General features: G+C 67.4%; 16 protein-coding genes. 2 read left to right on the top strand and 14 right to left on the bottom strand.

What is annotated here, in order from left to right:
- Positions 1–3: 3 nt before the first annotated feature.
- From pdxA to ACZ50Q_RS09860, 14 genes are all read right to left on the bottom strand, one after another.
- On the bottom strand, positions 4–1,056 hold the full coding sequence (pdxA, locus tag ACZ50Q_RS09795) for a 4-hydroxythreonine-4-phosphate dehydrogenase PdxA (protein WP_076520082.1): 1,053 nt from the start codon (positions 1,054–1,056) through the stop codon (positions 4–6).
- Entirely contained in the window at positions 1,053–2,270 is a 1,218-nt protein-coding gene (gene dtnK / locus ACZ50Q_RS09800) for a D-threonate kinase (protein WP_464081359.1), read from the bottom strand. The genes pdxA and dtnK overlap by 4 nt, the downstream gene beginning before the upstream one ends.
- Positions 2,267–3,253, bottom strand: a complete 987-nt coding sequence (locus ACZ50Q_RS09805; protein ID WP_369825617.1) for a 2-keto-3-deoxygluconate permease — start codon at positions 3,251–3,253, stop codon at positions 2,267–2,269. Before ACZ50Q_RS09805 ends, dtnK begins: the two co-directional genes overlap by 4 nt.
- Before the next feature lie 194 nt (positions 3,254–3,447).
- Positions 3,448–5,565 carry a TonB-dependent siderophore receptor gene (locus ACZ50Q_RS09810; protein ID WP_371467370.1) on the bottom strand — a complete coding sequence of 706 codons (2,118 nt, stop codon included), beginning with the start codon at positions 5,563–5,565 and terminating at the stop codon, positions 3,448–3,450.
- 282 nt (positions 5,566–5,847) lie between these two features.
- Positions 5,848–7,557 (bottom strand): AMP-binding protein, encoded by a 1,710-nt coding sequence (locus ACZ50Q_RS09815; RefSeq protein WP_464081360.1) that lies wholly within the window; start codon positions 7,555–7,557, stop codon positions 5,848–5,850.
- A 29-nt stretch (positions 7,558–7,586) separates the two neighbouring features.
- The gene (locus tag ACZ50Q_RS09820; RefSeq protein ID WP_076520087.1) at positions 7,587–8,177 is read right to left on the bottom strand and encodes a chalcone isomerase family protein; all 591 of its coding nucleotides are present in this window, start codon (positions 8,175–8,177) and stop codon (positions 7,587–7,589) included.
- Entirely contained in the window at positions 8,141–8,686 is a 546-nt protein-coding gene (locus tag ACZ50Q_RS09825) for a DUF4442 domain-containing protein (protein ID WP_464081361.1), read from the bottom strand. The genes ACZ50Q_RS09820 and ACZ50Q_RS09825 overlap by 37 nt, the downstream gene beginning before the upstream one ends.
- A gap of 16 nt (positions 8,687–8,702) precedes the next feature.
- A complete protein-coding gene (locus ACZ50Q_RS09830; RefSeq protein WP_464081362.1) occupies positions 8,703–9,902 on the bottom strand; it encodes an acetyl-CoA C-acyltransferase in 1,200 nt (399 codons plus the stop codon).
- Between the two features lie 16 nt (positions 9,903–9,918).
- Positions 9,919–12,309, bottom strand: a complete 2,391-nt coding sequence (locus tag ACZ50Q_RS09835; protein WP_464081363.1) for a 3-hydroxyacyl-CoA dehydrogenase/enoyl-CoA hydratase family protein — start codon at positions 12,307–12,309, stop codon at positions 9,919–9,921.
- A 54-nt stretch (positions 12,310–12,363) separates the two neighbouring features.
- Positions 12,364–13,686, bottom strand: a complete 1,323-nt coding sequence (locus ACZ50Q_RS09840; protein WP_175493223.1) for an OmpP1/FadL family transporter — start codon at positions 13,684–13,686, stop codon at positions 12,364–12,366.
- 59 nt (positions 13,687–13,745) lie between these two features.
- Positions 13,746–15,713, bottom strand: a complete 1,968-nt coding sequence (locus ACZ50Q_RS09845; protein WP_464081364.1) for a 3-hydroxyacyl-CoA dehydrogenase NAD-binding domain-containing protein — start codon at positions 15,711–15,713, stop codon at positions 13,746–13,748.
- A complete protein-coding gene (locus ACZ50Q_RS09850; RefSeq protein ID WP_464081365.1) occupies positions 15,710–17,002 on the bottom strand; it encodes an acetyl-CoA C-acetyltransferase in 1,293 nt (430 codons plus the stop codon). Before ACZ50Q_RS09850 ends, ACZ50Q_RS09845 begins: the two co-directional genes overlap by 4 nt.
- A gap of 10 nt (positions 17,003–17,012) precedes the next feature.
- Positions 17,013–19,361, bottom strand: a complete 2,349-nt coding sequence (locus ACZ50Q_RS09855) for an acyl-CoA dehydrogenase (RefSeq protein WP_464081366.1) — start codon at positions 19,359–19,361, stop codon at positions 17,013–17,015.
- 91 nt (positions 19,362–19,452) lie between these two features.
- Positions 19,453–20,136, bottom strand: coding sequence for a TetR/AcrR family transcriptional regulator (locus tag ACZ50Q_RS09860; RefSeq protein ID WP_092581399.1), 684 nt, complete (start codon positions 20,134–20,136; stop codon positions 19,453–19,455).
- 377 nt (positions 20,137–20,513) lie between these two features.
- Between ACZ50Q_RS09860 and ACZ50Q_RS09865 the strand changes: the two genes are divergently transcribed.
- A complete protein-coding gene (locus ACZ50Q_RS09865) occupies positions 20,514–22,118 on the top strand; it encodes a glucosamine inositolphosphorylceramide transferase family protein (protein ID WP_464081367.1) in 1,605 nt (534 codons plus the stop codon).
- A gap of 563 nt (positions 22,119–22,681) precedes the next feature.
- Positions 22,682–23,431, top strand: coding sequence for a helix-turn-helix transcriptional regulator (locus ACZ50Q_RS09870; RefSeq protein WP_464081368.1), 750 nt, complete (start codon positions 22,682–22,684; stop codon positions 23,429–23,431).
- Positions 23,432–23,657 lie beyond the last annotated feature (226 nt).

The raw sequence follows: 23,657 nt of genomic DNA on the forward strand, positions 1-23,657 counted from the left end.
GAATCAACCTCCGGTTTGTGCCCGCGCAGTTTCCCATACATGCGTCCAGCCCGGGGCCAGATGCGCGGCGCGCTCGGCGGCCAGGATGAGGCTGTCTTCGCGCGCGATGCCCTTGCCCGCGATGTCGAAGGCGGTGCCGTGGTCCACGGACACGCGCACGACCGGCAGGCCGACGGTGATGTTGACGCCGTCGTCGCCGTACACGGACTTGAAGGGCGCGTGGCCCTGGTCGTGGTAACAGGCGACCACGAACTTCCACTTGCCGCGCACGGCCTGCGGGAACAGCGCGTCGGCCGGGATGGGGCCGGCGGCCAGGATGCCGGCGGCGTTGGCTTCCGCCACGGCGGGCGCCAGGATGTCGGCGTCTTCGCTGCCGAAGATGCCGTTTTCGCCGGCGTGCGGGTTCAGCCCGGCGACGGCCACGGGCTCGTCGCCGCGTCCCAGGGCCGTGGCGAACGAGCCGGCCAGGCGCAGGACGGCGCGCATGCGGGCCGGGTTCACGTCTTCGATGGCCTGGCGCAGCGAGACGTGCGTCGTGGCGTGGAAGATGTAGAGATCGCCGGCGGACAGCACCAGCGAGAAGGTCTTGACGCCGAACTCATGGGCCAGCAGCTCGGTGTGGCCGGGCCACTTGTGGCCGGCGGCGTGCATGGCCGCCTTGTTCAGCGGGGCGGTGACGATACCGTCGATCTCGCCGGCGCGCGCCAGGGCGCAGGCCGTGGTGACGAAGCGCACCGAGCCGTCGCCGGCGTCGGCGCTGATTTCGCCCAGCTTGACGTGGGCCAGCGAGGGGCCGGCCTGCAGCACTTCGATCGTGCCCGGCGTGTTGGTGGCGTCGGCCGCGCGGTCCAGCTTGCGCACGATGGCGGGGTCGCCGCCCAGGTTGCGCACCGCGTTGGCCATGACGTCCACGTCGCCGACGACGAACAGGCGCGCCTTCTGGCGCAGTTCGTCGTGGCCCATGAGCATCTTGGCCGTGATTTCCGGCCCGATGCCTGCTACGTCGCCCAAGGTCACGGCCAGCAGGGGCAGCTTCGCGGTAGGGGTTTGTGTCATCGCTTGAATCTCCTGTCGCGGATCGCGCGCACCGCGCGAACCAGTACGTCTTCGGTGCCAAAGCCGCCGGCCTTGGTCACCACGGGCAGGCCTGCGGCCGTGCCTCCGGTCAGCGTGCCCAGAGGCACGCCGCCCATGACTTCATCCACCAGCGCAATGCCGTTGGCTTGCAGCGCCACCAGCACGCTGCGCGCGCCGTCGCCGCCGGTGGCGACCACGCCCGCGGCGCGGGAGGCGGCAATCAATTGCGCGGCGAGGCTCCCGAGGCGGTCGGCGACCTTATCGGAATCCAGCCCGTCACGTTGGCCCTCGGGGGCCAGCAGCAGGATGGTGCCCGCCTCCAGCGGCGCCTGCCCGTGGGCCTGCAGCAGGGGCTGGCTCCAGGCCTGCCATTGCGCGTCGTCGGCAAGCTGCTCGAGCGACGGGCTCCAGGTGTCGGCGCCGGCTGCCTGCAGCGCGGCGGCCTGCGCGCGCGCGGCGCTGTGCTGCGAGGTGACCACGACCACGACGGGCGCGGTCTGGTCGGCGCCGGCCCAGACGCGGGCCAGCGGCACGGCCAGGCCGCCCGCGCCCACGGGCAGGGCGCGTTCGCCCAGCAGGCCGATGGCGCGCGCCAGCCGTTCCAGATCGGCGTCGGTGGCCGCGTCGACCACCACCGTATTGCCGGCCTGCGCGATGCGCGCGGCCAGCGATTCCGGCGTGTCGTCCGCCACGGGCGCGACGTGGGCGCAGCCCAGCAGGGTGGGGATATGGCTTTCGGTCACCGGCGTGACCGGATCGGTGGCCGCCGACGTGTCGGTGACCGGCTTGCCGTTCACATACAGGATGCCTTGCTGGACGGTGCGGCCGGTGGCCGGGAAGGCCGGGCAGATCACCGCGATCGCGTTGTCGCGCCAGGCGTCGCGCGCGGCGTCGATCTCGGCCTTGAACGCGCCGCGCAGGGTCGAATCGACCTTCTTGTACAGGCGCGACACGCCGGCCTCGCGCAGCTGGCGTACGTTGAGGCGGATTACCGCGGCCGCGTCGGACGCGTCCAGCGCGCGGCTGTGGGTGGTGACGGCCAGCACCTCGACGTCGTCGTGGGCGGGACCGGCCAGGGCCTCATCGGCGCCGCCGATCGACAGGTGCGTGTTCCAGCCGGCGCGCACAAATTGCACGGCGGTGTCTCCGGAGCCGGTCAGGTCGTCGGCGACGATGGCGATGGCAGGTTTCACAAGGCCTCTCCGCGCGCCTGGGTCAGGGGCGGTGCGACGGTGGCGTCGGCATCCTCGGACTTGAGCTCACCGGCGCGCTTGAGGAACCAGGAGGCCAGCACGGGCGCCAGGATGGAGCTGATCAGCACGCACGCGGCGACCTGCGCGGTGGCGGTGGACACGTACTGCTGGAAGTTGGGGTCGGCCGCCGCGACCACGGCGGGCGTGGCGATGGCGTTGCCGGCCGTGGTGCCGGCCGCGAAGCCCAGGCCGCTCTTGCCGCCGCGGCGCAGGATCATGCGATAGCCCAGGTAGACCAGGCCGCCGGTGATGGGGCTGATGATCAGGCCCAGGATCAGGCCGCTGACGCCGCCGCTGACGACCGCGCCCAGGTTGATGCCGGTGCCCAGCGCAAAGGCGAAGAACGGGATGACGATGTTGGGCACGGGCTTGAGCACGTCGCGCCACTTGGGATCGAGGTTGCCCACGACCACGCCCAGCAGGAAGGGCACCAGCGCCGCCACCAGGGCGATCATCGGTATGTCGGCCAGGCCCGAGGCGCCCAGGAACAGCAGGCTGAAGAAGGGGCCGTCGTTGACCGCGCTGGCCACATACGCGCCGCGGTCGCGGGCGTCGCCGTACTGGCCGGTGTAGGCCAGCCACAGGCCGCCGTTGCTGTTGTCGAACGCCGCGAGCAGCGCCAGGATGGACACGCCCCACACGCCGTCCAGGCCGACATAGCTGCCCAGGATGATGATGAGGGTGGCGGGCACCAGCGTCTTCATCAGCAGGATGGTGCCGGCGGTCGCGAGGATGGGGCCGCCGGTGCGGGCGTTGACGTGCGTGCCGGTCGCGAAGATCAGCAGCGCGATCAGCGGCAGCGCGCTGTTCTTGAACAGCGCCGTGGTGAAGCCGCCGATGGCCAGGGCCTCGGGGGCGAAGGTGCCGATCAGGGAACCCAGGATCAGCGGCACGAGCATCAATCCACCGGGGATTTTCTGCATGGTGCCAAAAAAGGGCGAGCGGGTAGTTGCGGTCGACACTATCGGGGTCTCCAGGACGATTTTTCTGGGGTGCAGACGTTCATGCGCGCGTCTGTCAGGCGGTTGAAAAAATCGTAGTGTACACCTGTACGTACATGCTGTACGTACAGGTGTGTGCCCTGCTGGAGTCCCGCATTCAGGGACGCAACGCCCTGTCAGAAGCGGTAGGCGCCGCTCAGCATCACGGTGCGGCGGGCGCCGTAGAAGCAGTCGCCGCGGTCCAGGCAGACGACTTCATACGTGCGGTCCGCGATGTTGTTGACGTTCAGCGCATAGCGCCACGGGCCGTTCGAATAGCTGACCATCGCGTCGAACAGGGTCACCGACGGCGTCTCGGGGGCGCCGCCGTCCCGGAACTTGGACAGGAAGCGCACGCCGGCCCCGACTGCGAAGCCCGGCTGGTTCGCGATGGCGAAGCGATACTTGCTCCACAGCGACACCATGTGCTTGGGCATCGCCTCCAGCTGCGGATCGATGTCGGTGTAGATGTAGTTGGCGATCACGTCCACGTCCTTGGTGACGCGCCCACGCATTTCCAGTTCGACGCCGCGCGTGCGCGTCTTGCCGGCCTGGATCTGGTTGTTGGGATTGTCCGGATCGTTGGTCTGGCGGTTGCTTTCACGCAGGTCGTAGGCGGCCGCCGTGAATTCCAGGTCGGCGTCGACGGGCATGTACTTCAGGCCCACTTCCCATTGCTTGCCGCGCATGGGCTTCCAGCGCTGGTTGTAGAAGTCCGCGCCCGCGATCGGGGTGAAGGATTCGCTGTAGCTCACGTACGGCGACCAGCCGTTGTCGGCCGCGTACATCAGGCCGAAGCGCTTGGTGGTGGCCTGGTCGGTTTCCTTGTCCTGGCCGTCGGTCGTGCTTTCGACGCGGTCGCGCCGGATGCCGGCCAGCAGGATCCAGTTCTTGTCGAACGCGATCTGGTCCTGCGCGTAGAAGCCCAGTTGCTGCTGGCGCTGCTTGGGCGCGTCGGTCAGCGTGTAGTCCGGCGCATTGCCGTAGATCGGGTGGTACAGGTTGAGCGGCGAGCCCAGGCCGCTGTCCGCGCTGCTGGTTTCGCGGTAGCGCGAGTAGTCCATGCCGACAATCACGGTGTGCTGCGTGCGGCCCCAGTTCAGCTTGCCTTCCAGGTTCTGGTCGGCCAGCAGCGTGCGCATGCGGGGCTTGTTGATGTAGTAGTAGCGGTCGACGGTGGTCTGTTCGGGGTCTATGTACGAGTCGCCGCGCCGATCGCCATACACGTTCGGGTAGAGCGATTTGTAATCCACGCTGCTGACCGTATTGCGAAAGCTCTGGCGGAATTTCCAGGTGTCGTTGAACTGATGCTCGAACAGCCAGCCCACGTTGAATTGCTCGGTGTCGTAGGCATCGAAGCCCGGCTCGCTGGCGAAGCGGCGCGTCGGAATGCGGCCGTTCGGATTGTGCGCGACAGTCCCGCTCCACGGCAGGAACGATTGCGTCGTGCCCGACTTGTCCTTCTGCCAGGAGGCCTGCAGCGTGAGCGACGTGGCCGCGCTGGGCTGCCAGGTGAGCGACGGCGCGAGGAACAGGCGGTCGTCCGGCGCGTATTGCACCTGCGTGTCGCTGTCGCGTCCCAGCGCGACGACACGGTACAGCCACTGGCCGTCTTCGGTCAGCGGGCCGGTGATGTCGGCCTGGATTTCACGGCGATTGAAGTTGCCCAGCTGTACGCCGATCTCGCCCTGCTGTTCGGCCTGCGGGCGCTTGCTGACCAGGTTGACGATGCCGCCGGTGCTGCCTTGGCCGTACAGCATCGACGAGGGGCCGCGCAGCACCTCGACCCGTTCCAGGCCATAGACCTCGGTGCGCGGGTTGTTGTAATTGAAGAACTGGCGCAGGCCATCCAGGTACTGCACCGGCTCCACGCCGCGCACGCGCACATAGTCGCCGCGGTTGTCCACGCCGTAGGCATTGGGGCGCACGCCGGCCGCATAGTTCATCGTGTCCTGCACGTTCTGGGCGCCCTGGTCGATGATCTGGTCGCGCGGGATCACCGTGATGGCCTGCGGCGTTTCCGACAGCGGCGTATCCGTCTTCGTGGCGGTCGCGCTGCGCCGGGCGACGTAGCCGTCCACCGGACCGGTGGCGGTTTCGCCAGTGCCCAGCACCTGCACGGCAGGCAGGGTGGCGGGCTGTTCGGGCTGGGCCTGCGCGGCGCCTGCGCTCAGGCAGGCGGCCAGCGCGGCGGCGGCGGGAACACGGGGGCGCAGCCGCGCACGCAATGCGGCTGGGGTGTGGTGGCGTTTCAACAGGATCTCCCCACTGGCGGCGTTCGGGTGCGGCCAGTTACGTATAGAAATAACAACGATAACTATTATTAATTGCGTCGATGCGTCGAGCCAATAGGGCGGGCGGGACAAAATGTAAAAGAAGGCCCGGCGGCTGGGCGCCGCCGGGCGAATCGGCCTGGAAAGTCCCGTGAATTCAGGCGCTTGAGACGCCTGGCGTTGCAAGAGGCCGGTTGCGCGGGCTGTTGGCGGGACGCGACACTGCGGGACGCGCCGGGGCCGTGCAGGCCCCGCGCGCGGGGGTCAGGACTGGCCGGGGGAGGGGCTGACGGGTTGGGGTTGGGCCGCGCCGGGCGCGTCGGGCCGAAGTTCGCGCCGCAGGATCTTGCCCACGTTGGTGCGCGGCAGGTCGTCGCGGAACTCGATGTAGCGCGGCACCTTGTAGCCGGTGAGCTGGCTGCGGCAATGCGCGATCAGCGTTTCGGCGTCCAGCGACGGGTCCTTGCGGATAACGAACAGCTTGACCGCCTCGCCGGAGCGTTCGTCCGGCACGCCCACCGCGGCGACTTCCCGCACGCCGGGATGCAGGGCCGCCACGTCTTCGACCTCGTTGGGGTACACGTTGAAGCCGGACACCAGAATCATGTCTTTCTTGCGGTCCACCAGGTACACGTAGCCCGATTCGTCGACGTAGCCGACGTCGCCCGTGCGCAGAAAGCCGTCCGGGTACATGACCAGCGCGGTCTCGTCGGGCCGGTTCCAGTAGCCCTGCGTGACCTGCGGGCCGCGCACGCAGATCTCGCCGGTGTCGCCGGCCGCCACTTCGCGGCCCGCGTCGTCGCGGATCGAGAGATCGGTCGAAGGCACGGGCAATCCGATCGAGCCGTTGAATATCTTGGTGTCCAACGGGTTGATGGTGACGGCGGGCGACGTTTCCGTCAGGCCATACGCTTGCGCGATGGACACGCCGGTCGCCGCGCGCCAGCGGTCCGCGACCGACCGCTGCACCGCCATGCCGCCGCCCATGGTGAGCCGCAGGCGCGAAAAATCCAGGCTCGCGAACTCGGGGTGATTGAGCAGGGCATTGAACAGCGTGTTCACGCCGGTAAAGGCCGAGAACGGCACCTTGCCCATTTCCTTGATCAAGCCCGCGATATCGCGGGGATTGACGATGAGAAGGTTGCTGGCGCCCAGCTTCATGAAGGTCAGGCAGTTCGCCGTGAGCGCGAAGATGTGATAGAGCGGCAGGGCCGTGACGATGCATTCCTCGCCGTCCTTGACCAGGGGCTTGACCCAGGCATGGGCCTGGCGCACGTTGGCGACGAGGTTGCCGTGCGACAGCATCGCGGCCTTGGCCACGCCGGTCGTGCCGCCCGTGTACTGCAGGAACGCCAGGTCGGCGGGGGCGAGGGCGGTGGGCGTGAATGGCATTGCGCGCGCGGCGCGCAAGGCGTCGCCCAGGCGCTGCGCACCGGGCAGGGACCACGCGGGCACCATGCGCTTGACGCGCCGGACGGCGAAGTCGACGAGCCGGCCCTTCACCGGGCCCAGCATCTCGCCGATGGAGGTGACCAGCACCCGTTCGACCCGCGTGGCGGGCAGGGCCTTTTGCAGGGTCGCCGCGAAGTTCTCCGCGACCACGATGGCGCGGGCGCCGGCGTCGGCAAGCTGGTGTTCGAGTTCGCGCGCGGTATAGAGCGGGTTGCAGTTCACCACGATGCAGCCGGCGCGCAGGGCGCCGAAGAGGCACACGGGATACTGCAGCAGATTGGGCATCATCAGCGCGACGCGGTCGCCGCGGCCCAGCCCGTTTGCGTGCAGCCATGCCGCGAAGCGGCGCGTCAGCGCGTCAAGCTCGGCGTAGGTGATCGACTTGCCCATGCTGATGTAGGCGGTCTTGTCCGGAAAGCGCCGGAAGCTATCCTCGATGACCGTCACCAGCGTCGTCTCGCCTTCGGTCTCGATCTCGGCGGGCACGCCGCTGGGGTAGCTCTTGTGCCAGATTCGTTCCATGTCTTGCGGCTCCGTTGGGGCGCCTGGCCCTAGTTGCCCAGCAGGGCTTTCTTGAGGGATGCCTGCGCGGGGCTGTCGCCCAGCCAGACGCGCAGCAGGGCGCGGGCGAAGGCCGGATCGTCGATGCGGCCGCGCGGCTTGCCGTTGCTGGCGATCGCAACGCCGCGGGCATCGAAGTCCAGGTCGATGACGTCGCCTTCGCGCGCGGCGCCGATGTCGGCCATCAGGCGCGACAGGCGCTCGGCGGATTCCCTGAGCGCGGCAAGGTCCTGCGGGGCCGTATTGTCGCGCAATCCGTCCTGCAGCGCGCCGTCCAGGCTTTTGCTGTCCACGTCCCGCAGCATCCGCAGGCGCATGCGGCGCGGCTCGGTGCTGTCGATGAGCGTGGCGGCGTCATGGGTTTTCGCCGTGACGTACAGCGCGGCCACGTAGACCTTCACGACGAAACGGGTGCGCAGGCCCGCGCCATTGAGCACCAGCGCAGGGCCGCCCTCGGCCAGCTGCTCGGGCACGCGCACGCCGGCCACCTCGGCGTCGGCCGCCACGGCGGGCGCGCCCGCCAGACTGGCCGCAAGAATCAGGCTCAGGGCGGCGGCGCGCCCTCCGGGGTTGAAACGCATTTGTCTCCTCCAGTGTTCTTCTGCTTGTAGAACTTCTTGTCTGCGATGTAGATCGTGCGTTCCACGACGGCGTAGACGACGCCGTCCTTGTCCTTCAGTTCGACCGTGTAGATGCGGGTCGTTTCGTGATGCGCGGCGAGCAGGCGGCGGATTTCGGCGATTTCCCCCGGCGGCAGCCGGAAATCGGCGTACAGCGTGGTGTAGGCCGGCTTGCGAAAGCGGATGGACGCGGCCTTGTCCCACACGATGTGGTCGGGTCCCAGCGCCGACATCAGCATGGTGGGGTGGGCGCCGTCCGTCACGGCGAACAGCGAGCCGCCGTACATGGACCCCACGATGTTGCGGGTGCGGCGCAGCAGCGGCAGCTTGATGCGGATGTGCTGGAAGTCCGGCGACACGTGCATCACGCGGCCGCCGGTGGCGCGAAAGGCCGGATGCAGGTTGAAGCCCACCCGCATCAGGCGCGCGCGCCACTCGGGCGCCAGGTTTTTGAACCAGTAGGGCTTCACGCTGGCCGCCGCGCTGCTACATGGCTTCGAACAGGCCGGCGGCGCCCATGCCGGTGCCGATGCACATCGTCACCAGCCCGTACTTGCCGCCGGTGCGGCGCAGCCCGTGCGTGATCGTGGCGGTGCGGATCGCGCCCGTGGCGCCCAGCGGGTGGCCCAGCGCGATGGCGCCGCCCAGCGGATTGACCTTGGCGGGGTCGAGCTTCAGTTCCCGGATCACGGCGAGCGACTGGGCCGCGAAGGCCTCGTTGAGTTCGATCCAGTCCAGCGCGTCCTGCTTGATGCCGGCGCGCTCCAGCACCTTGGGAATGGCGGCGACGGGGCCGATGCCCATGACCTCGGGCGGCACGCCCGCGACCGCAAACCCGGCGAAGCGGGCGAGCGGGCTGAGGTTGAACTCGCGCAGGATGCGTTCGGACACCAGGATCACGGCCGCCGCGCCGTCGGACATCTGCGAGCTGTTGCCCGCCGTGACGCTGCCACGCGTGGAGAACACGGGTTTCAGGCGGGCCAGCGCCTCTGCGCTGCTGTCGGGGCGCGGGCCTTCGTCCACCTCGATGAGGCGGCGCGCGACGCGCACCGCGCCGCTGGCGCCGTCCGGCAGGTGCGAGACCACCTCGAAAGGCGTGGTCTCGGCGCGGAAATGGCCGGCGGCGATGGCGGCGCAGGCCTTCTGGTGCGAGGCCAGCGCGAACGCATCCTGGTCCTCGCGCGACACATTCCAGCGCTCGGCGACCTTTTCGCCCGTCAGGCCCATGCCGAAGGCCATGCCGATGTTTTCTTCGTGGGCAAAGATGGCCGGGTTCATGGACACCTTGTTGCCCATGATCTGCGGCATGGCGCTCATGGATTCGGTGCCCGCGCCGATCATGATGTCGGCCTCGCCCATGCGGATGCGGGCGGCGGCGTCGGCCACGGCCTGCAGGCCGGACGCGCAGAAGCGGTTGACGGTGACGCCCGCCACGCTCTGCGGCAGGCCCGCGAGCAGCAGGCCGATGCGGGCCACGTTCATGCCCTGCTCGGCCTCGGGCATGGCGCAGCCGGCGATCACGTCATCGATGCGCGCCGCATCCAGGCCGGGCACCTGCGCCAGCGCGCCGTTCAGCGCCGCGGCCAGCATGTCATCGGGACGGGTGGTGACGTAGGCGCCGTTGCGCTTGCCCACCGGCAGGCGCGTGGCGGCGACGATGTAGGCGTCTTGGATCTGCGTGCTCATATCCATTTCCTTTAGGCTAATTCCGTAGGGGCTTGCCGGTTTCCAGGGTGTGGCGGATGCGCGCCTGGGTCTCGGGCGTGCGCAGCAGCGCCACGAATTCCTTGCGTTCCACCGCCAGCAGCCATTCCTCGTCGACCTTCGTGCCGGTCTCGATCTCGCCGCCGCAGAGCGCGACGGCCGCGCTGCGCGCCACGCGGTAGTCATGCGCGCTGATCATGCCGCCTTCGCGCATGTTCACCAGCACCATCTCGAAGTTCGCAATGCCGTTGCGGCCGGCCACCGGAATGCCCTGCAGCCGCGCCGGCGGGGTGTAGCCCGCCTGCGCCGCGGCGCGCGCCTGGCCGATGGCCACGAACAGCAGTTCGCCCGGATGGAACAGCACGATGTCGTGCTCGCGGGCAAAGCCGGCCTCGATGGCTTCCAGGCCGCTCTTGGCCACCTGCGCCATGGCGATGGTCTGGAAGACCGGCTGCAGGTAGGGGAAGACCTCGCTCGGCGTGGCGGTCCTGGCAGCCAGCGCCGCGGCGCGCGCGGCGAATTCCTTGCTGCCGCCGCCCGCGGGGATCAGCCCCACGCCGGCCTCGACCAGCCCGATGTAGCTTTCCAGCGCCAGCACGCGGTGCGAGGCGTGCATCAGGAATTCGCACCCGCCGCCCAGCGCCATGCCCTGCACGGCGGCCACGGTGGGGATCTGCGCGTACTTGAACGATTGCGAGGCGCGCTGGAATTTCTCGACCGTCGCCTCCAGCATGTCCCATTGGCCGGCCGCGCAGGCCTCGACCACCTGCTGCAGGTTGGCGCCGACGGCAAAGGGCGCGTCGTGCCAGATGACCAGGCCGTCGTACTCGCGCTCGGCGCGGGCCACCGCCTGCAAGACGCCTTCCAGCACTTCGGCGCCCAGCGTGTGGTTGCGCGAGGTGACCGACAGGATGGCGATGCCGGCATCGACCTTGGGCAGGTTCCACAGGCGCACGCCTTCGTTTTCCCAGATCGTGACGCCTCGGTCGTCCGGGGCTTCGCCGACGACGCGTTCCGGGAACAACTGACGCGCATACACGGGCAGTGTGGAGCGGGGGTGCAGCTTGCCGGTGCGCGCCGAATACGACCCCGCGGGCGCATGCACGCCCTCGCGGCCGGGTTCCAGCACCCAGGCCGGCAGGGGCGTGTTGCTCATGGAGCGGCCCGCGGCGATGTCCTCGGCCACGGCGGCGGCGATGGCCTGCCAGCCGGCGGCCTGCCAGGTTTCGAAGGGGCCCTGCGACCAGCCAAAGCCCCAGCGCATGGCCAGGTCCAGGTCGCGCGCATTGTCGGCCACGTGTTCGAGCTGCACGGCGCTGTAATGGAAGATGTCGCGGAACAGGCTCCACAGGAACTGCGCCTGCGGGTGCGCGCTGGCGCGCAATGCCGCAAAGCGTTTGGCCGGGTCGCGTTCCTTGAGCAGCGCGGCGACCTCGTCGGCCAGCTTGCCCGTGCCAGGCGCGTAATTCTGCGTCTTCAGGTCCAGCACCTGGATCTCGCGGCCCTGCTTGCGGTAGACGCCCGCGCCGGTCTTCTGGCCGAGCGCGCCCTTGGCGATCAGCGCCGACAGCCATTCGGGCAGTGCGAAATACCTGTGCCAGGGATCGTCGGGCAGATTCTTTTCCATCGTGCCCACGACATGGGCCAGCGTGTCCAGCCCGACCACGTCGGCGGTGCGGTAGGTGGCGCTCTTGGGGCGGCCGATCTTGGGACCGGTCAGCGCGTCGACTTCGTCGAAGGCCAGGCCCAGGCGCGCGGTGTGGTGCATGGCGGCCAGGATGGAGAACACGCCGATGCGGTTGGCGACGAAGTTCGGCGTGTCCAGCGCGCGGATGACGCCCTTGCCCAGCGCCGACGTGAGCCAGGTTTCAAGCTGGTCCAGCACGGCCGGCTGCGTGTGCGAGGTGGCGATGATTTCCACCAGGCGCATGTAGCGCGGCGGATTGAAGAAGTGGATGCCGCAGAAGCGGGCGCGCAGCGATTCGGGCAGCGCGTTGGCCAGCGCATCGATGGACAGGCCGGACGTGTTGGACGCCACGATGGCGCCGGGCGCGACGTGGCCCGCGATGCGCTCGTACAGCGCCGTCTTCCAATCCATGCGTTCGGCGATGGCTTCGATGATGAGGTCGCAGCCGCGCAGGCGCTCCAGGTCGTCATCGTAGTTGGCCGGCGTGATCAGGGCCAGGCGCGCCGCGCCGGCCAGCGGCGCGGGTTCCAGTTTCTTCAGGCCGGCCAGCGCTTTCTTGACGGTGCCGTTGCGGTCGCCTTCGCGGGCGGCCAGGTCGAACAGCGTGACCGGCACGCCGGCATTGGCCAGGTGGGCGGCGATCTGCGCGCCCATGACGCCGGCACCCAGCACGGCGACGTGTTTGACGACGAACTTGCTCAAGGAAGTCTCCTGAAAAAGCGGGCAGGCGGCGTGCGGCCGCCCGCCCGTTCACGGCTAGAAGCGGGACGAGAGCTGCAGCCCGAAGATGTGGGCGTTGCTGTCGTACGTGCCCGCGACGAGGCCCTTGGTGGCCTGGTTGCCGGACGTGGTGTCGATGTCCGTCTTGCGCAGGTACAGGTAGGTGTAGCCGACGTCGATGGTGGTGTCTTTCGTGGCGGCCCATTGCACGCCGGTCGAGAACCAGTAGCGGTCGTTGTCGGGCAGGGAGGTCGGGCGGTCGGCGGCGTCATGCACCGGCGACTGGTCGAACGCCAGGCCGAACTTCCACTTCCAGGCGGGGGCGAACTTGTAGTTCGCGCCCACCGCGACGCGCCACGTATCGCGGAAGTTGAGCGGCAGCACGTCATCGCGCGCGCCCGTCCCCGAGTTCTTGATCTTCAGCTCGGGGATGCTGCTCCAGCCGGTCCACGACACGTCGCCCAACAGCTCCCATTTTTCATTGAGCTGGTGCGTGGCGCTCAGGATCAGCGTGTCGGGCAGGTCGACGTTGGCCTTGGCGTCGAACGACACCGACCGGCCGCCCGGGGCGATGTTGTCGATGTCGGTGTCGCCCGTGGCCGAGTGCTTGATCTTCGAGCGGTACGACAGGCCGATGCGCGTGTCTTCCGTGGGTTGCAGCATGAAGCCGACGTTCCAGCCCCAGGCATCGCCCTTCAGGTTCAGGTCCGCGTCGCCGGTCGTGGCCAGGGGCAGGCCGGCGATGGGCACCACGGTTTTCTTCTTGTAGTTGGCGTCGATGTGCTGCCAGTTCACGCCGAAGCCCATCGAGAACTTTTCGTTGACCTTGTAGGCGATGGACGGGTTGACGTTGATGGTCTTGATCTCGAACTTGTTGGAGTGGTATTGGCCCACCCAGCCGTCGTCGTACTCGGTCATCAGGCCGAAGGGCGCGCCGATGCCCAGGCCGACGTACCACTGCTCGTTCAGTTGCCAGGAGCCGTAGATGTTGGGCACGACACCCAGGTTGCCCGCGTCCCCGCCGTTGCCGCCGGTGGGCACCGAGCCGTTCAGGCCCGATCCTGGAATGCCGGGAACGCTGGGATTGCGGCTGTTGCCGTTGTCGGAAAACTTGAACGATGGCCTGACCAGGCTTACCCCGCCGGAGAAATTGAGACCCGGCAGATAGGTCAGGCCTGCCGGGTTGTAATACATGATGCTGGCATTCTCCGGGTTTGCCGCCGAGCCCGCATACGCGTTGCCCAGACCGCTGGCGTTCTGCTCCAAGAGCTGAAAGCCGGCGCCGTAGGACGTTGCGGACGCGCCCAAGCCGACCAATACGGCCGACAGAGTGCTCAGGGACAATGGACGTCTGCGCATGGTACTGCCTCCTCGAGTTGGATGTGTGTCTCTCTCTTCCACTGCCGAGTTGCCCCGGTCTAATCGGCGCTAGCCGCTGTGCTGCGGTGCTGCATGGTGCTGCTTTCCTGGTAATGCAAAGGGCCGCCCGTAAAAGGCGCAAAGCCCGTACCGAAAATCACGCCCGCGTCGGCCAGATCGGCGTCGGCCACGATGCCGGCGGCAACGCGTTGCCGCGTGGCGTCGATGAGCGGCTGGATCAGGCGCTGCGCCAGGCCGGCCGGCGCGGCGGCGGGGTCCGCGCCGCGCTGCTTGACCGGCTTGCCGTCGCGCCAGGTGTAAAAGCCCTTTCCGCTCTTCTTGCCCAGTTCCTTGCGCGCCAGCCGGTCGGCCAGGCAGCGCGGCGGCTCGGCGCCGCCTGCAAGTTCCGCGCCCGCGGCGCGCGCGATGTCCAGCCCCACCGTGTCCGCCAGTTCCAGCGGTCCCATCGGCATGCCGAAGGCCACCATGGCGGCGTCCACGGTTTCCGGCGCGACGCCGTCGTCCACGCTGCGCATGGCGGCCAGCATGTAGGGCGCGAGCACGGCATTGACCAGGAAGCCCGGCGCGCTCTTGACCGGCAGCGCCAGCTTGTCGATCTGGCCGACGAAGGCGCAGGCGCGCGCCTGCTCGGCGGGATCGTCCCCGTCCGCGTGCACGACCTCGACCAGCGGCATCTTGGCGACGGGATTGAAGAAATGGATGCCCACCAGGCGCTGCGGCCGGGCCAGCCCCGCGCGCAGCGTTTCCAGCGACAGGCTGGATGTGTTGGTGGCCAGCAGCGCGCCGGGCTTCATGCGCGGTTCGAGCGACTGGTACAGGGCGCGCTTGGCCTCGGGCTGTTCGCTGATGGCCTCGATGACGACGTCCGCCAGCGGCACGCCGCGCCCGTCCGGGTCCGGCACGAGGCGGTCGAACGCGGCGCGCGCCAGCCGCGGATCTTTCAGGCGGCGGGCGTAGAGCTCGCCGACGCGCTTGATGGCGGGCGCGATGCGCGCCATGTCCTGGTCCTGCAGCGTGACCGTCATGCCCTTGTACGCGCACCAGGCGGCGATGTCGCCGCCCATCACGCCGGCGCCCACCACGTGCACGTGGCGCGCGGGCGCGACGCCCGGCTGCTTGCCGTTGGCCTTCAGGCGCTCCTGCAGGCGGAACACCCGCAGCAGATTGCGCGCCGTGCCGGACGAAATGATGCGGTCAATGAGTTCGGGCGCCTTCAGCGCATTGCCGCCATGCTTTTCCCAGATGTCCACGATGGCGGGGGCTGCCGGGTAATGGCCCAGCGGATCCTTGGCCGCGATCTGCTTGCGCGCGCGCTTGGCCACGATGGCCTTCAGCGGCCAGCGGTTCAGCAAACCGCCCAGGCCGCGCGCGCGGCGGGCAGGTTTGCGCGACAGCACCGTCTGGCGCGCCGCGGCGAGCAAGAGGCGCGGCGGCACGCGCGCGTCGGCCAGGCCCAGCGCGGCCGCGCGGCGGGCATCGGCGCCGCGGCCGGTCAGCATCATGTCCAGCGCGGCGGGCGCGCCGATCACCTGCGGCAGGCGCAGCATGCCGCCCCAGCCGGGGAAAATGCCCAGCATGACTTCGGGCAGCGCCAGCGAGGTGCCGGGCTGGTCCGCGACCAGCCGGTAGCGGCAGGCCAGCGCAAGTTCCAGGCCGCCGCCCAGGCAATGGCCCTGGATCAGCGCGAGGGTGGGGTAGCGCACGCCGGCCAGGCGGTTCATGAGGTTCCAGCCGCGCGCCACCAGGCCGCGCGCCTGTTCAGGCGTGTCCAGGCTGGCGAATTCGTTGACGTCGGCGCCCACGATGAAGCCGGTGGCCTTGCCGGACTGGATGATGAGCCCCTTGGGCGGATCGGCGTCCAGCGCGTCCAGCACGACGGCGAGCTCGGCCAGGGTGTCGGCCGACAGCGCATTGACCGCGCTGCCGGCGCGGTCGAATGTCAGCCAGGCCACGCCGTCGGGGTCGCGGTCCAGGCGCCAGTGGGAGAGCGTTTGCATCGTCGTCATGGGCGATCCTCGTCCAGGGTTTCGACCAGCATCGCGCCGCCTTGGCCGCCGCCGATGCAGATGGCCGCCATGCCGCGCCTGGCGCCGCGGCGCCGGAGCGCATGCAGCAGATGCAGGACGATGCGCGCCCCGGAGGCGCCCACCGGATGCCCGATGGCGATGGCGCCGCCATCCACGTTGAGCCGCGCCGGGTCCAGATCGCCCCATGCTGGCGTGCCGAAGTTCTCCTGGCAATAGGCCTCGTCCCGCCACGCGGCCAGGCAGCCTAGCACCTGCGCCGCGAAGGCTTCGTTGATTTCCCACAAGTCCAGGTCATTCAGGCCCAGGCCGTGGCGCTGCAGGATCGGGGTGGCGGCGTGCACGGGACCCAGGCCCATGATCGCAGGATCCAGGCCGGCCCATTGCGTATCCACGATGCGGCCGAGCGGACGCAGGTTCCACTTCTGCACGGCCTCTTCGGACGCCAGCACCAGCATGGCCGCGCCGTCCGTGACCTGCGAACTGTTGCCCGCGGTGATGTTGCCCCAGGGCTTGTCGAACACGGGCTTGAGCTTGGCGAGCCTGTCGGGCGTGGAGTCTTCACGCACGCCGTCGTCCTCGGCATGCAGCTTGCCCTGCGTGTCGATCAGGGGCGTGATCTCAGGCATGCCGGCCGCGCGGGCAGCCAGCGCGCGCTGATGGCTGCGCGCCGCGTAGGCGTCCATCGCGGCGCGGTCGATGCCGAACAGCGTGGCGACGTTTTCGGCCGTCTGGCCCATCGACAGGCCCACGACCGGGTCCGTCAGGCCCTTGAGCAGACCGATGACGGGCGCCAGGTGCTTCGGCCGGAAGCCGCCCAGCGCCTTGAGCTTGGCGCCCACGCCGCGCGCGGCATACCAGCGCGACAGCCAGCGCACCATGTCGTCGGAAAAGAGGACGGGCGCGCGCGACAGCGCATCGGTGCCGCCGGCCAGCACCAGGTGCGAGCGGCCCGATTGGATGTTGGCGATGCCGGAATCCAGCGCCTGCATGCCGGACGCGCAGTTGCGCATGACGGTCCAGCCGGGCACCTTGTCGCCGCACCCCAGGCGCAGCGAGATCACGCGGCCGATGTTCACTTCCTCGGGCGAAGGCGCGGCGCAGCCCACGATGACCTCATCCAGGTCGGTGGGCGCGTAGGGTTGGCGCAGCAGCAGGGCGCGGCCGGCCTGCACCGCCAGGTCCCCGGCGGAGAAGGGCCCGGGGCCCGTGCGCGCCTTCAGGAAGGGCGTGCGCGATCCGTCGATGACGTAAACCGGTTTGAATGCCATCCGTTCCCCCTCAGGCGACCTTGCGTTCGGCCGTGGGCCGGTCCGCGCCGGCGGCGCCCAGATCAAAAGGGAAATCATCCACTTTCACCACGGCATCGCGCAAGCGGTTGCGGCGCTTCACGACGGCGTATTCCTCCGCGGTGATGCCGCCGATGGCCACCGCCGCGTCGGCGATGTCGCGCACGTTGGCTTGCGGATTGCCGTCCAGCACGCCGCGTTTTTCGAGCTCGCGGATCTTGGCTTCGATCGGCTCGGCGTCCAGCGTGGCCGCCAGCGCCAGCTCGATCGCGCCCACCGGTTCGTCGGCGGTGTCGGGCAGGTGGCATCCGGCGGTCAGGCGGTCGCGCGTGGCGCTGGGGCTGATGAGCAGGCGCGCCACGTCCTGGCCGAGCTGGTCCGAGGGCGGGACCTGGCTATGGCCCCACGGGAACACGATGCGGCGCAGGATCCATGCGACGGGGCGGTTGGGGAAGTTGTCCAGGACGCCGTCAAAGGCTTCCTGCGCCTTGTACAGCGCGTCCTGGATGGACCAGTGCGCAAGCGGCGCGTCGGCGGCCTGGCGGCCTTCGTCCTCAAAGCGCTTGAGCGTGGCGCTGATCAGGTACATCTGCGACAGCACGTCGCCCAGGCGCGCCGACAGGCGCTCGCGGCGCTTCAGGCTGCCGCCCAGCACCAGCATCGAGGTGTCGGCCAGCAGCGCGAACGCGGCGCAATAGCGCGAGAGAAGCTGGTAATAGCGCTTCATGCCAGGCGCGACGTCGGCATTCACGGCGGCAAAGCGCGCCCCGGTCAGGGCGGTGCCCAGCGCGCGCAGCGTGTTGCGGACCACGAATCCCGCATGGCCCCAGAACGCGGCGTCGAAATCGTCGAGCCCCTGCTTGCGGTCCGGCGACTGCGCGGCCCGCATTTCCGCCAGCACGTAGGGATGGCAGCGGATCGCGCCCTGGCCGAAGATGATGAGGCTGCGCGTCAGGATGTTGGCGCCTTCCACGGTGATGCCGATGGGGATCTGCTGGTAGGCGCGGCCCAGGAAGTTGGACGGTCCCAGGCAGATGCCCTTGCCGCCGACCACGTCCATGCCGTCGTTGACGACCTGGCGCGCGCGTTCCGTGACGTGGTACTTCACGATGGCCGACACGACCGAGGGCTTTTCGCCCAGGTCCACGGCGCCCGCCGTCATGGTGCGCGCGGCGTCCATCATGTAGGTGTGTCCGCCGATGCGCGCCAGCGCCTCTTCGACGCCCTCGAACTTGCCGACCGGCATTCGGAACTGGCTGCGCACGCGGGCATAGCCGCCCACGGCGCGGGCCGTGAGCTTGGACATGCCGGTATTGGACGAGGGCAGCGAGATCGAGCGGCCCGCGGCCAGGCATTCCATCAGCATGCGCCAGCCCTGTCCGGCCATGGCCGGACCGCCGATGATGAAGTCCAGCGGCATGAAGACATCGGTGCCGCGGGTGGGCCCGTTCATGAACATCGCGTTCAGCGGGAAGTGGCGGCGGCCCGTGTCCACGCCAGGATGATCGTGCGGCACCAGCGCGCAGGTGATGCCCAGGTCCTTCTTGCCGCCCAGCAGCCCGTCCGGGTCGTACAGGCGGAACGCCAGGCCCAGCAGGGTGCAGACGGGCGCGAGCGTGATGTAGCGCTTGTCCCAGGTGACGCGCATGCCGATCACTTCACGGCCCTGCCATTCGCCCTTGCAGACGATGCCGTTGTCCGGAATGGCCGCCGCGTCGGACCCCGCCCAGGGGCTGGTCAGCGCGAAGGCGGGCACTTCTTCGCCACGCGCAAGGCGCGGCAGGTAGTGGTTCTTCTGTTCCTCGGTGCCGTAGTGCAGCAGCAGTTCCGCGGGGCCGAGCGAGTTCGGCACCATCACCGACACGGCCAGCGCGGAGGACCGCGTGGACAGCTTGGTGACGATTTCGGAGTGGGCATACGCGGAGAACGCTAGTCCGCCGTATTGCTTGGGGATGATCATGCCCAGAAAGCCCTCGGCCTTCAGGTAGTTCCAGACGTCCGCGGGCAGGTCGAAGCGCTCTTGCGTGACGTGCCAGTCATTGACCATGCGGCAGGCGGTCTCGGCCTGGTTGTCCAGGAAGCGCTGCTCTTCGTCGGTCAGGCGCGGCCGGGGATAGGCCAGCAGGCGGCTCCAGTCGGGCCGCCCGCGAAACAGCTCGCCCTCCCACCAGACCGTGCCGGCCTCCAGCGCGTCGCGCTCGGTGTCGGACATCTGCGGCAGCACCTTGCGATACAGATTGAAGATCGGCGCCGACAGCAGCGCCCTGCGGAGGGGGCGCACGCCCAGCAGCACTGCGACCAGGAGCGCAATGACAACCAACGTGACGATGACTGCGACCATTTCTTTGTCTCCTCGGTTTTCTTCAGGTGTCTGGCGACCGTCTGGCGTTGCTTGCCGGGCTGCGGTCTGGTCGGACGGGGCAGGAGGCGGGTCAGGCGCCTCCGGGACTCGGGGCCAGGTGCGGCAAGGGCGAGCGCAGCCCGCCCAGCAGGAAACTCATCAGTCTCGGCAGCAGCAGTTCACGGTCGTTGGGTTGGTCGGGATCGTCGCCGCCCAGGCCGGTGACCGAGCGCAGGAGGTCGGTGCCCATGATGGCGTACGAAGTCGCGCCCAGCATGAACTGAAAGCGCCAGATGATCTCGGCGCGGGGCACGTCGGGCAGCGCGGCGAAGAGGGCGTTGCGGTAGCGCTCGAGCACGTCCGCGTACTCCTCGGCGAACAGCGCGCGGATGAAATCCGTGGGATCGGTCATCGTGCGTTCCAGGAGCGGCAGGAACGTGCTGCCGGCCTGCGCGGGATCGGCAGCCAGGCGCAGCAGGGTGCCGAAGAACGCATCCACGATCTGCGAGGGCTTCAGGGGCTTGCCGGCGGATTGCGCCTCCAGTTCGTCCAATAGACGCATGCGCTCGCGGTTCAGCACCTCGAGGCGGCGTTTGAGCACCGCCTGCACGAGTGACTCCTTGGAGCCGAAGTGGTAGTTCACCGACGCGAGGTTCACGCCGGCCGCGCCGGTGATCTGGCGCATGGACGTCGCTTCGTGCCCCTGTTGTGCAAACAGGGCTTCGGCGGTGTCCAGGATGGTTTCCCTCGTGGACGTGGATTTGATTTCTTGCATATGGTTGAATTCAAACGTTTGTTTTAAAGCATTATGCGTGAGGGAAGGACGAGAGGCGAGCCTCGGCTATCCCCAATAGGGTTTACCCCTAACCTCCCACGTCCCATGTGTCGGTTTTGCGGGACGAGCCCGCCGCATCGGGCGTAAGAACGAGACCCGGCCGGGATTAAGGATGAGGGGTTCCCTGAGCCGCTGGCTGAGAATTGGCCGAATGGCCTCGGACACCGGCCCTAGGATGAATGTGCTCTGGAACGCACGCGGAAAACACCGCAGTATCAGCGCGAGAACGTGAATGCATTGCCCCGGCTGCGTGCCGGGCGAGGCCCTACGCAGACACGGCGCGGCAGGCCAATCGCCCTGATACAGGAGCACGAGAAATGAAGACGTACAAGGTGGGATTGTTGGTTGACGGGTATGAGCAACCCGGCTGGATGCATGAGATGGTTGAGTGGCTCGTCCATAGCCAGGACTTCGAGCTTGCGGCCTTGCTGGTGATGGACGGCGAGGCGCCCGACAGCGCGCCGCGGCTGGGCGTGAAGGCGCTGTTCGGCACCCTGTCCCGTCTCGAGGGCAAGATGCTGCCGCAGAAGCAGCGCGCCATGCTGGCATGCCGGGACATGCGCGAACACCTGCCGCAGTCGGGCACATCGGTGATCGCGCTCGCGCCCGGCGACGAGGACGCGCAGGCGCGCGCCGAGGTGCAGGCGCTGGGCCTGGATCTGGTGATCACGTTGGGCGCGTCGCTCGCCACGCGCACGCAGATGGCGAGCTGGTCGCGGCTGGGCGTGTGGCAGTTGAGCTATTCCGATATCGCGGTGTCGACGAGCCGTTTTGCAGGCTTCTGGGAAGTCTTTCAACGCGAAGACCACACCACCGTGAAACTGTGGCGCGTCGGCGAAAAAGAGGAAGACGACGAGCTGCTGGACCAGCGCAGTTTCAACACCGAGGTGTTCTGGCTGAAGAACCAGGCGCGCGCATTCAGTTTGGGAAATTTCATGGTGTACGACGCCCTGCAGGCGCTGGCCCGCGATCGGCCTGGCGTCGCGCCGCCGGCCATGCAGATCATGAGCGGGCCGCGCCGCGCCGATCCCGCGGAATGGGACAGCGCGGCATATATCGCGCGCCAGGCATGGTTAATGTCGGATCTGGTTGTGCGGCGCATCATGAAACGCAATGTCCGCTGGCGGATCGGTATGTTTCCCTCCGCGCGCCAACAGGCCGTGGTGTCCGAGGCCATGGTATTGCAGCCGCCTAAGGGCAGGTTTTTCGCCGACCCCTTTGTTTATACGCACGATAAAAAGCCGTATATATTTTTCGAGGATTATGATTTTACGTCCCGCAAAGGCACGATCTCGGTCGCGACCTACTCCGACGGGGCTTTCCGGCTGCTGGGCACTGCGCTGAACCTGCCGTATCACCTTTCGTTTCCGTATATTTTCGAACACGATGGGGTAACGTACATGGTCCCGGAAACCTGCGGAAATCGCAGTATAGAGCTATGGAAATGCACTGAATTTCCACTGAAATGGGAGCTCGACGTTAATCTGATGACGAATATTTCTGCGGTCGACACCATTATTTTTAAACACGGAGAATACTGGTGGTTATTAACAAATATCGACCGAACCGACGGCCAGAGCCATTGCGATGAATTATTTGCATTTTTCTCCGATTCGCCGCGCTCCACCACCTGGACGCCGCACGCCTGCAACCCGATCGTGCGCAACCCGATGCGCGCCCGCAACGCCGGAATCGTTGTGTCTCCTGGCGGAGACGTGATTCGCTGCGCCCAGTACCAAGGCTTCTGTCACTACGGCAAGGGCGTGTCGCTGAATCGGATCGACGAGCTGACACCCACCACGTACATCGAAACCGACGGCGAAATCCACTACGCAAACTTCCTGAGAAAACGCCATGCTTCAATGCACCATTGGCATCATCAGGGGGGGCACACGGTATTTGACTTCGCCTATATGGAGTAAATCCGCCGCCAGGCGGCAAAATAAAAAATGTTACCGTTATTTCGAATACAGGGACTGTTCACGGGCTGGATGTGTCTACGGATACAAGTTGACAGATTTCCCCCTCGATCCGGCTGTTCGAAGCCGCGTCCGGCCGATGCCCCGACGCGGCTTTTTTTCGTCTGTAACACGAGCCTGAAGCCCTATCCACGCCGCCCGGCGGCCCCTTTCCATAGGGGAGTCGGGGTCGCGCCCTGCGCGAGGCTGGTGAAAACCCTAGCGTAAAAAAGGACGAGAGGGGTTTCTCATCCATATTTACGAACGTGATTAAGGCTAACGATTGATTTCTGATTTTATCGGATTATATCGCCCGGAAACGTCTTGATTTTGACAAATCCGAACCATAAGATGGGTTCCATGCCATCCGTTATGTTGGCTACCAAAGTCGCCCAGCCCAAATGTCCCGGTTCAGCTTCATTAGATATTCCGGGATATGCGGACCACCCACCGCAGGGGCTGGAAAATAATAGTCTTCAGCACAGCGAAGATCCCTTCGAGGCCCGTCGAAAAACCGGGAGGACACCATGGCCAAGATGGTCCTGATTGAAGCCCATCCGCTCCTGCGGTTGGGTTTGTGGCAGATTCTTAGCAAGTTGGATGATGTGTGGGAAATCGAGGGAATGGGCCTTGCGGATGTATCCAAGGCCGACGGCGTACACGCGGGCGCCGATCTCCTGATCTACGGATTGCCGGTGGATACCGATGAAGCATGGAGCGCCTTGCACGAGATTCAGCGCGTGCTGACGCCCAAGCGGATTCTGCTTTTGACGGACGTCATGCCCTTGCCCATGCCGGTGCAAGGCCTGCCTGGCGCCAGCGTGTACGGATGCCTGATGAAAACGGCTTCGGTCGAAATCCTCGAGGCCGCCATACGCCTGGTCATGGCGGGCGGGCAATGCTTTCCGAGCGAACAGGCGCTGCAGGCTCCGGCCTCCGCGGTATGCGCCTTGCCGTCGCGGGACGCGGACGATGCCGGCTCCAAGGGCGCCATGCCCGTGAGCGCGGGCGCACAACTGCTCCAGATCACGCCGCGCCAATATGAGGTGTTGGTGCTGCTGGCCAGGGGCTATCCGATCAAGACCGTCAGCCGGATGTTGAATATCTCGGTAGCGACCGCCAAAACGCACGCGTGCACGCTGTATCAACGCCTGCATGTCAAGAACAAGGGCGAAGCCGTCTACGCGGCGCTGCAACGCGGCGCAACCTTGGAATGGCATGAACCGAATGGCCGCGAAGTGGACGCCGGGCAGATCTATGGGCGCAAGCTCGGGTAGTAGAAGGTTTGCGCTGCCTGCCCGGCAGCCTGGAACGCCCAGTTCCGATGCTGCCGGGGTTGCGCATAGCCAATACGGCTAAGGCATAGAAAGCAGGTGTCAAACGTAGCTGTCGCCTCGCTTTCCGCCACCTATCATCCTCCTGAACGAGATTCAGCGAACCTAGCCGCTGATAGCATGGGTTGTGTCCGCAAGCATGGATTGATAGGGCGAATCACTTAATCTC

Source organism: Achromobacter sp. T5-5, assembly GCF_055397965.1.

What these genes read in the sequence shown, in the direction of transcription:
- ACZ50Q_RS09845 (WP_464081364.1), bottom strand. Translation starts at nt 15,713, where the DNA reads ATGACGACGATGCAAACGCTCTCCCACTGGCGCCTGGACCGCGACCCC.
- ACZ50Q_RS09805 (WP_369825617.1), bottom strand. Translation starts at nt 3,253, where the DNA reads ATGCAGAAAATCCCCGGTGGATTGATGCTCGTGCCGCTGATCCTGGGT.
- ACZ50Q_RS09860 (WP_092581399.1), bottom strand. Translation starts at nt 20,136, where the DNA reads ATGCAAGAAATCAAATCCACGTCCACGAGGGAAACCATCCTGGACACC.
- ACZ50Q_RS09850 (WP_464081365.1), bottom strand. Translation starts at nt 17,002, where the DNA reads ATGGCATTCAAACCGGTTTACGTCATCGACGGATCGCGCACGCCCTTC.
- ACZ50Q_RS09840 (WP_175493223.1), bottom strand. Translation starts at nt 13,686, where the DNA reads ATGCGCAGACGTCCATTGTCCCTGAGCACTCTGTCGGCCGTATTGGTC.
- ACZ50Q_RS09855 (WP_464081366.1), bottom strand. Translation starts at nt 19,361, where the DNA reads ATGGTCGCAGTCATCGTCACGTTGGTTGTCATTGCGCTCCTGGTCGCA.
- ACZ50Q_RS09865 (WP_464081367.1), top strand. Translation starts at nt 20,514, where the DNA reads ATGAAGACGTACAAGGTGGGATTGTTGGTTGACGGGTATGAGCAACCC.
- ACZ50Q_RS09815 (WP_464081360.1), bottom strand. Translation starts at nt 7,557, where the DNA reads ATGGAACGAATCTGGCACAAGAGCTACCCCAGCGGCGTGCCCGCCGAG.
- ACZ50Q_RS09820 (WP_076520087.1), bottom strand. Translation starts at nt 8,177, where the DNA reads ATGCGTTTCAACCCCGGAGGGCGCGCCGCCGCCCTGAGCCTGATTCTT.
- pdxA (WP_076520082.1), bottom strand. Translation starts at nt 1,056, where the DNA reads ATGACACAAACCCCTACCGCGAAGCTGCCCCTGCTGGCCGTGACCTTG.
- ACZ50Q_RS09870 (WP_464081368.1), top strand. Translation starts at nt 22,682, where the DNA reads ATGGCCAAGATGGTCCTGATTGAAGCCCATCCGCTCCTGCGGTTGGGT.
- ACZ50Q_RS09830 (WP_464081362.1), bottom strand. Translation starts at nt 9,902, where the DNA reads ATGAGCACGCAGATCCAAGACGCCTACATCGTCGCCGCCACGCGCCTG.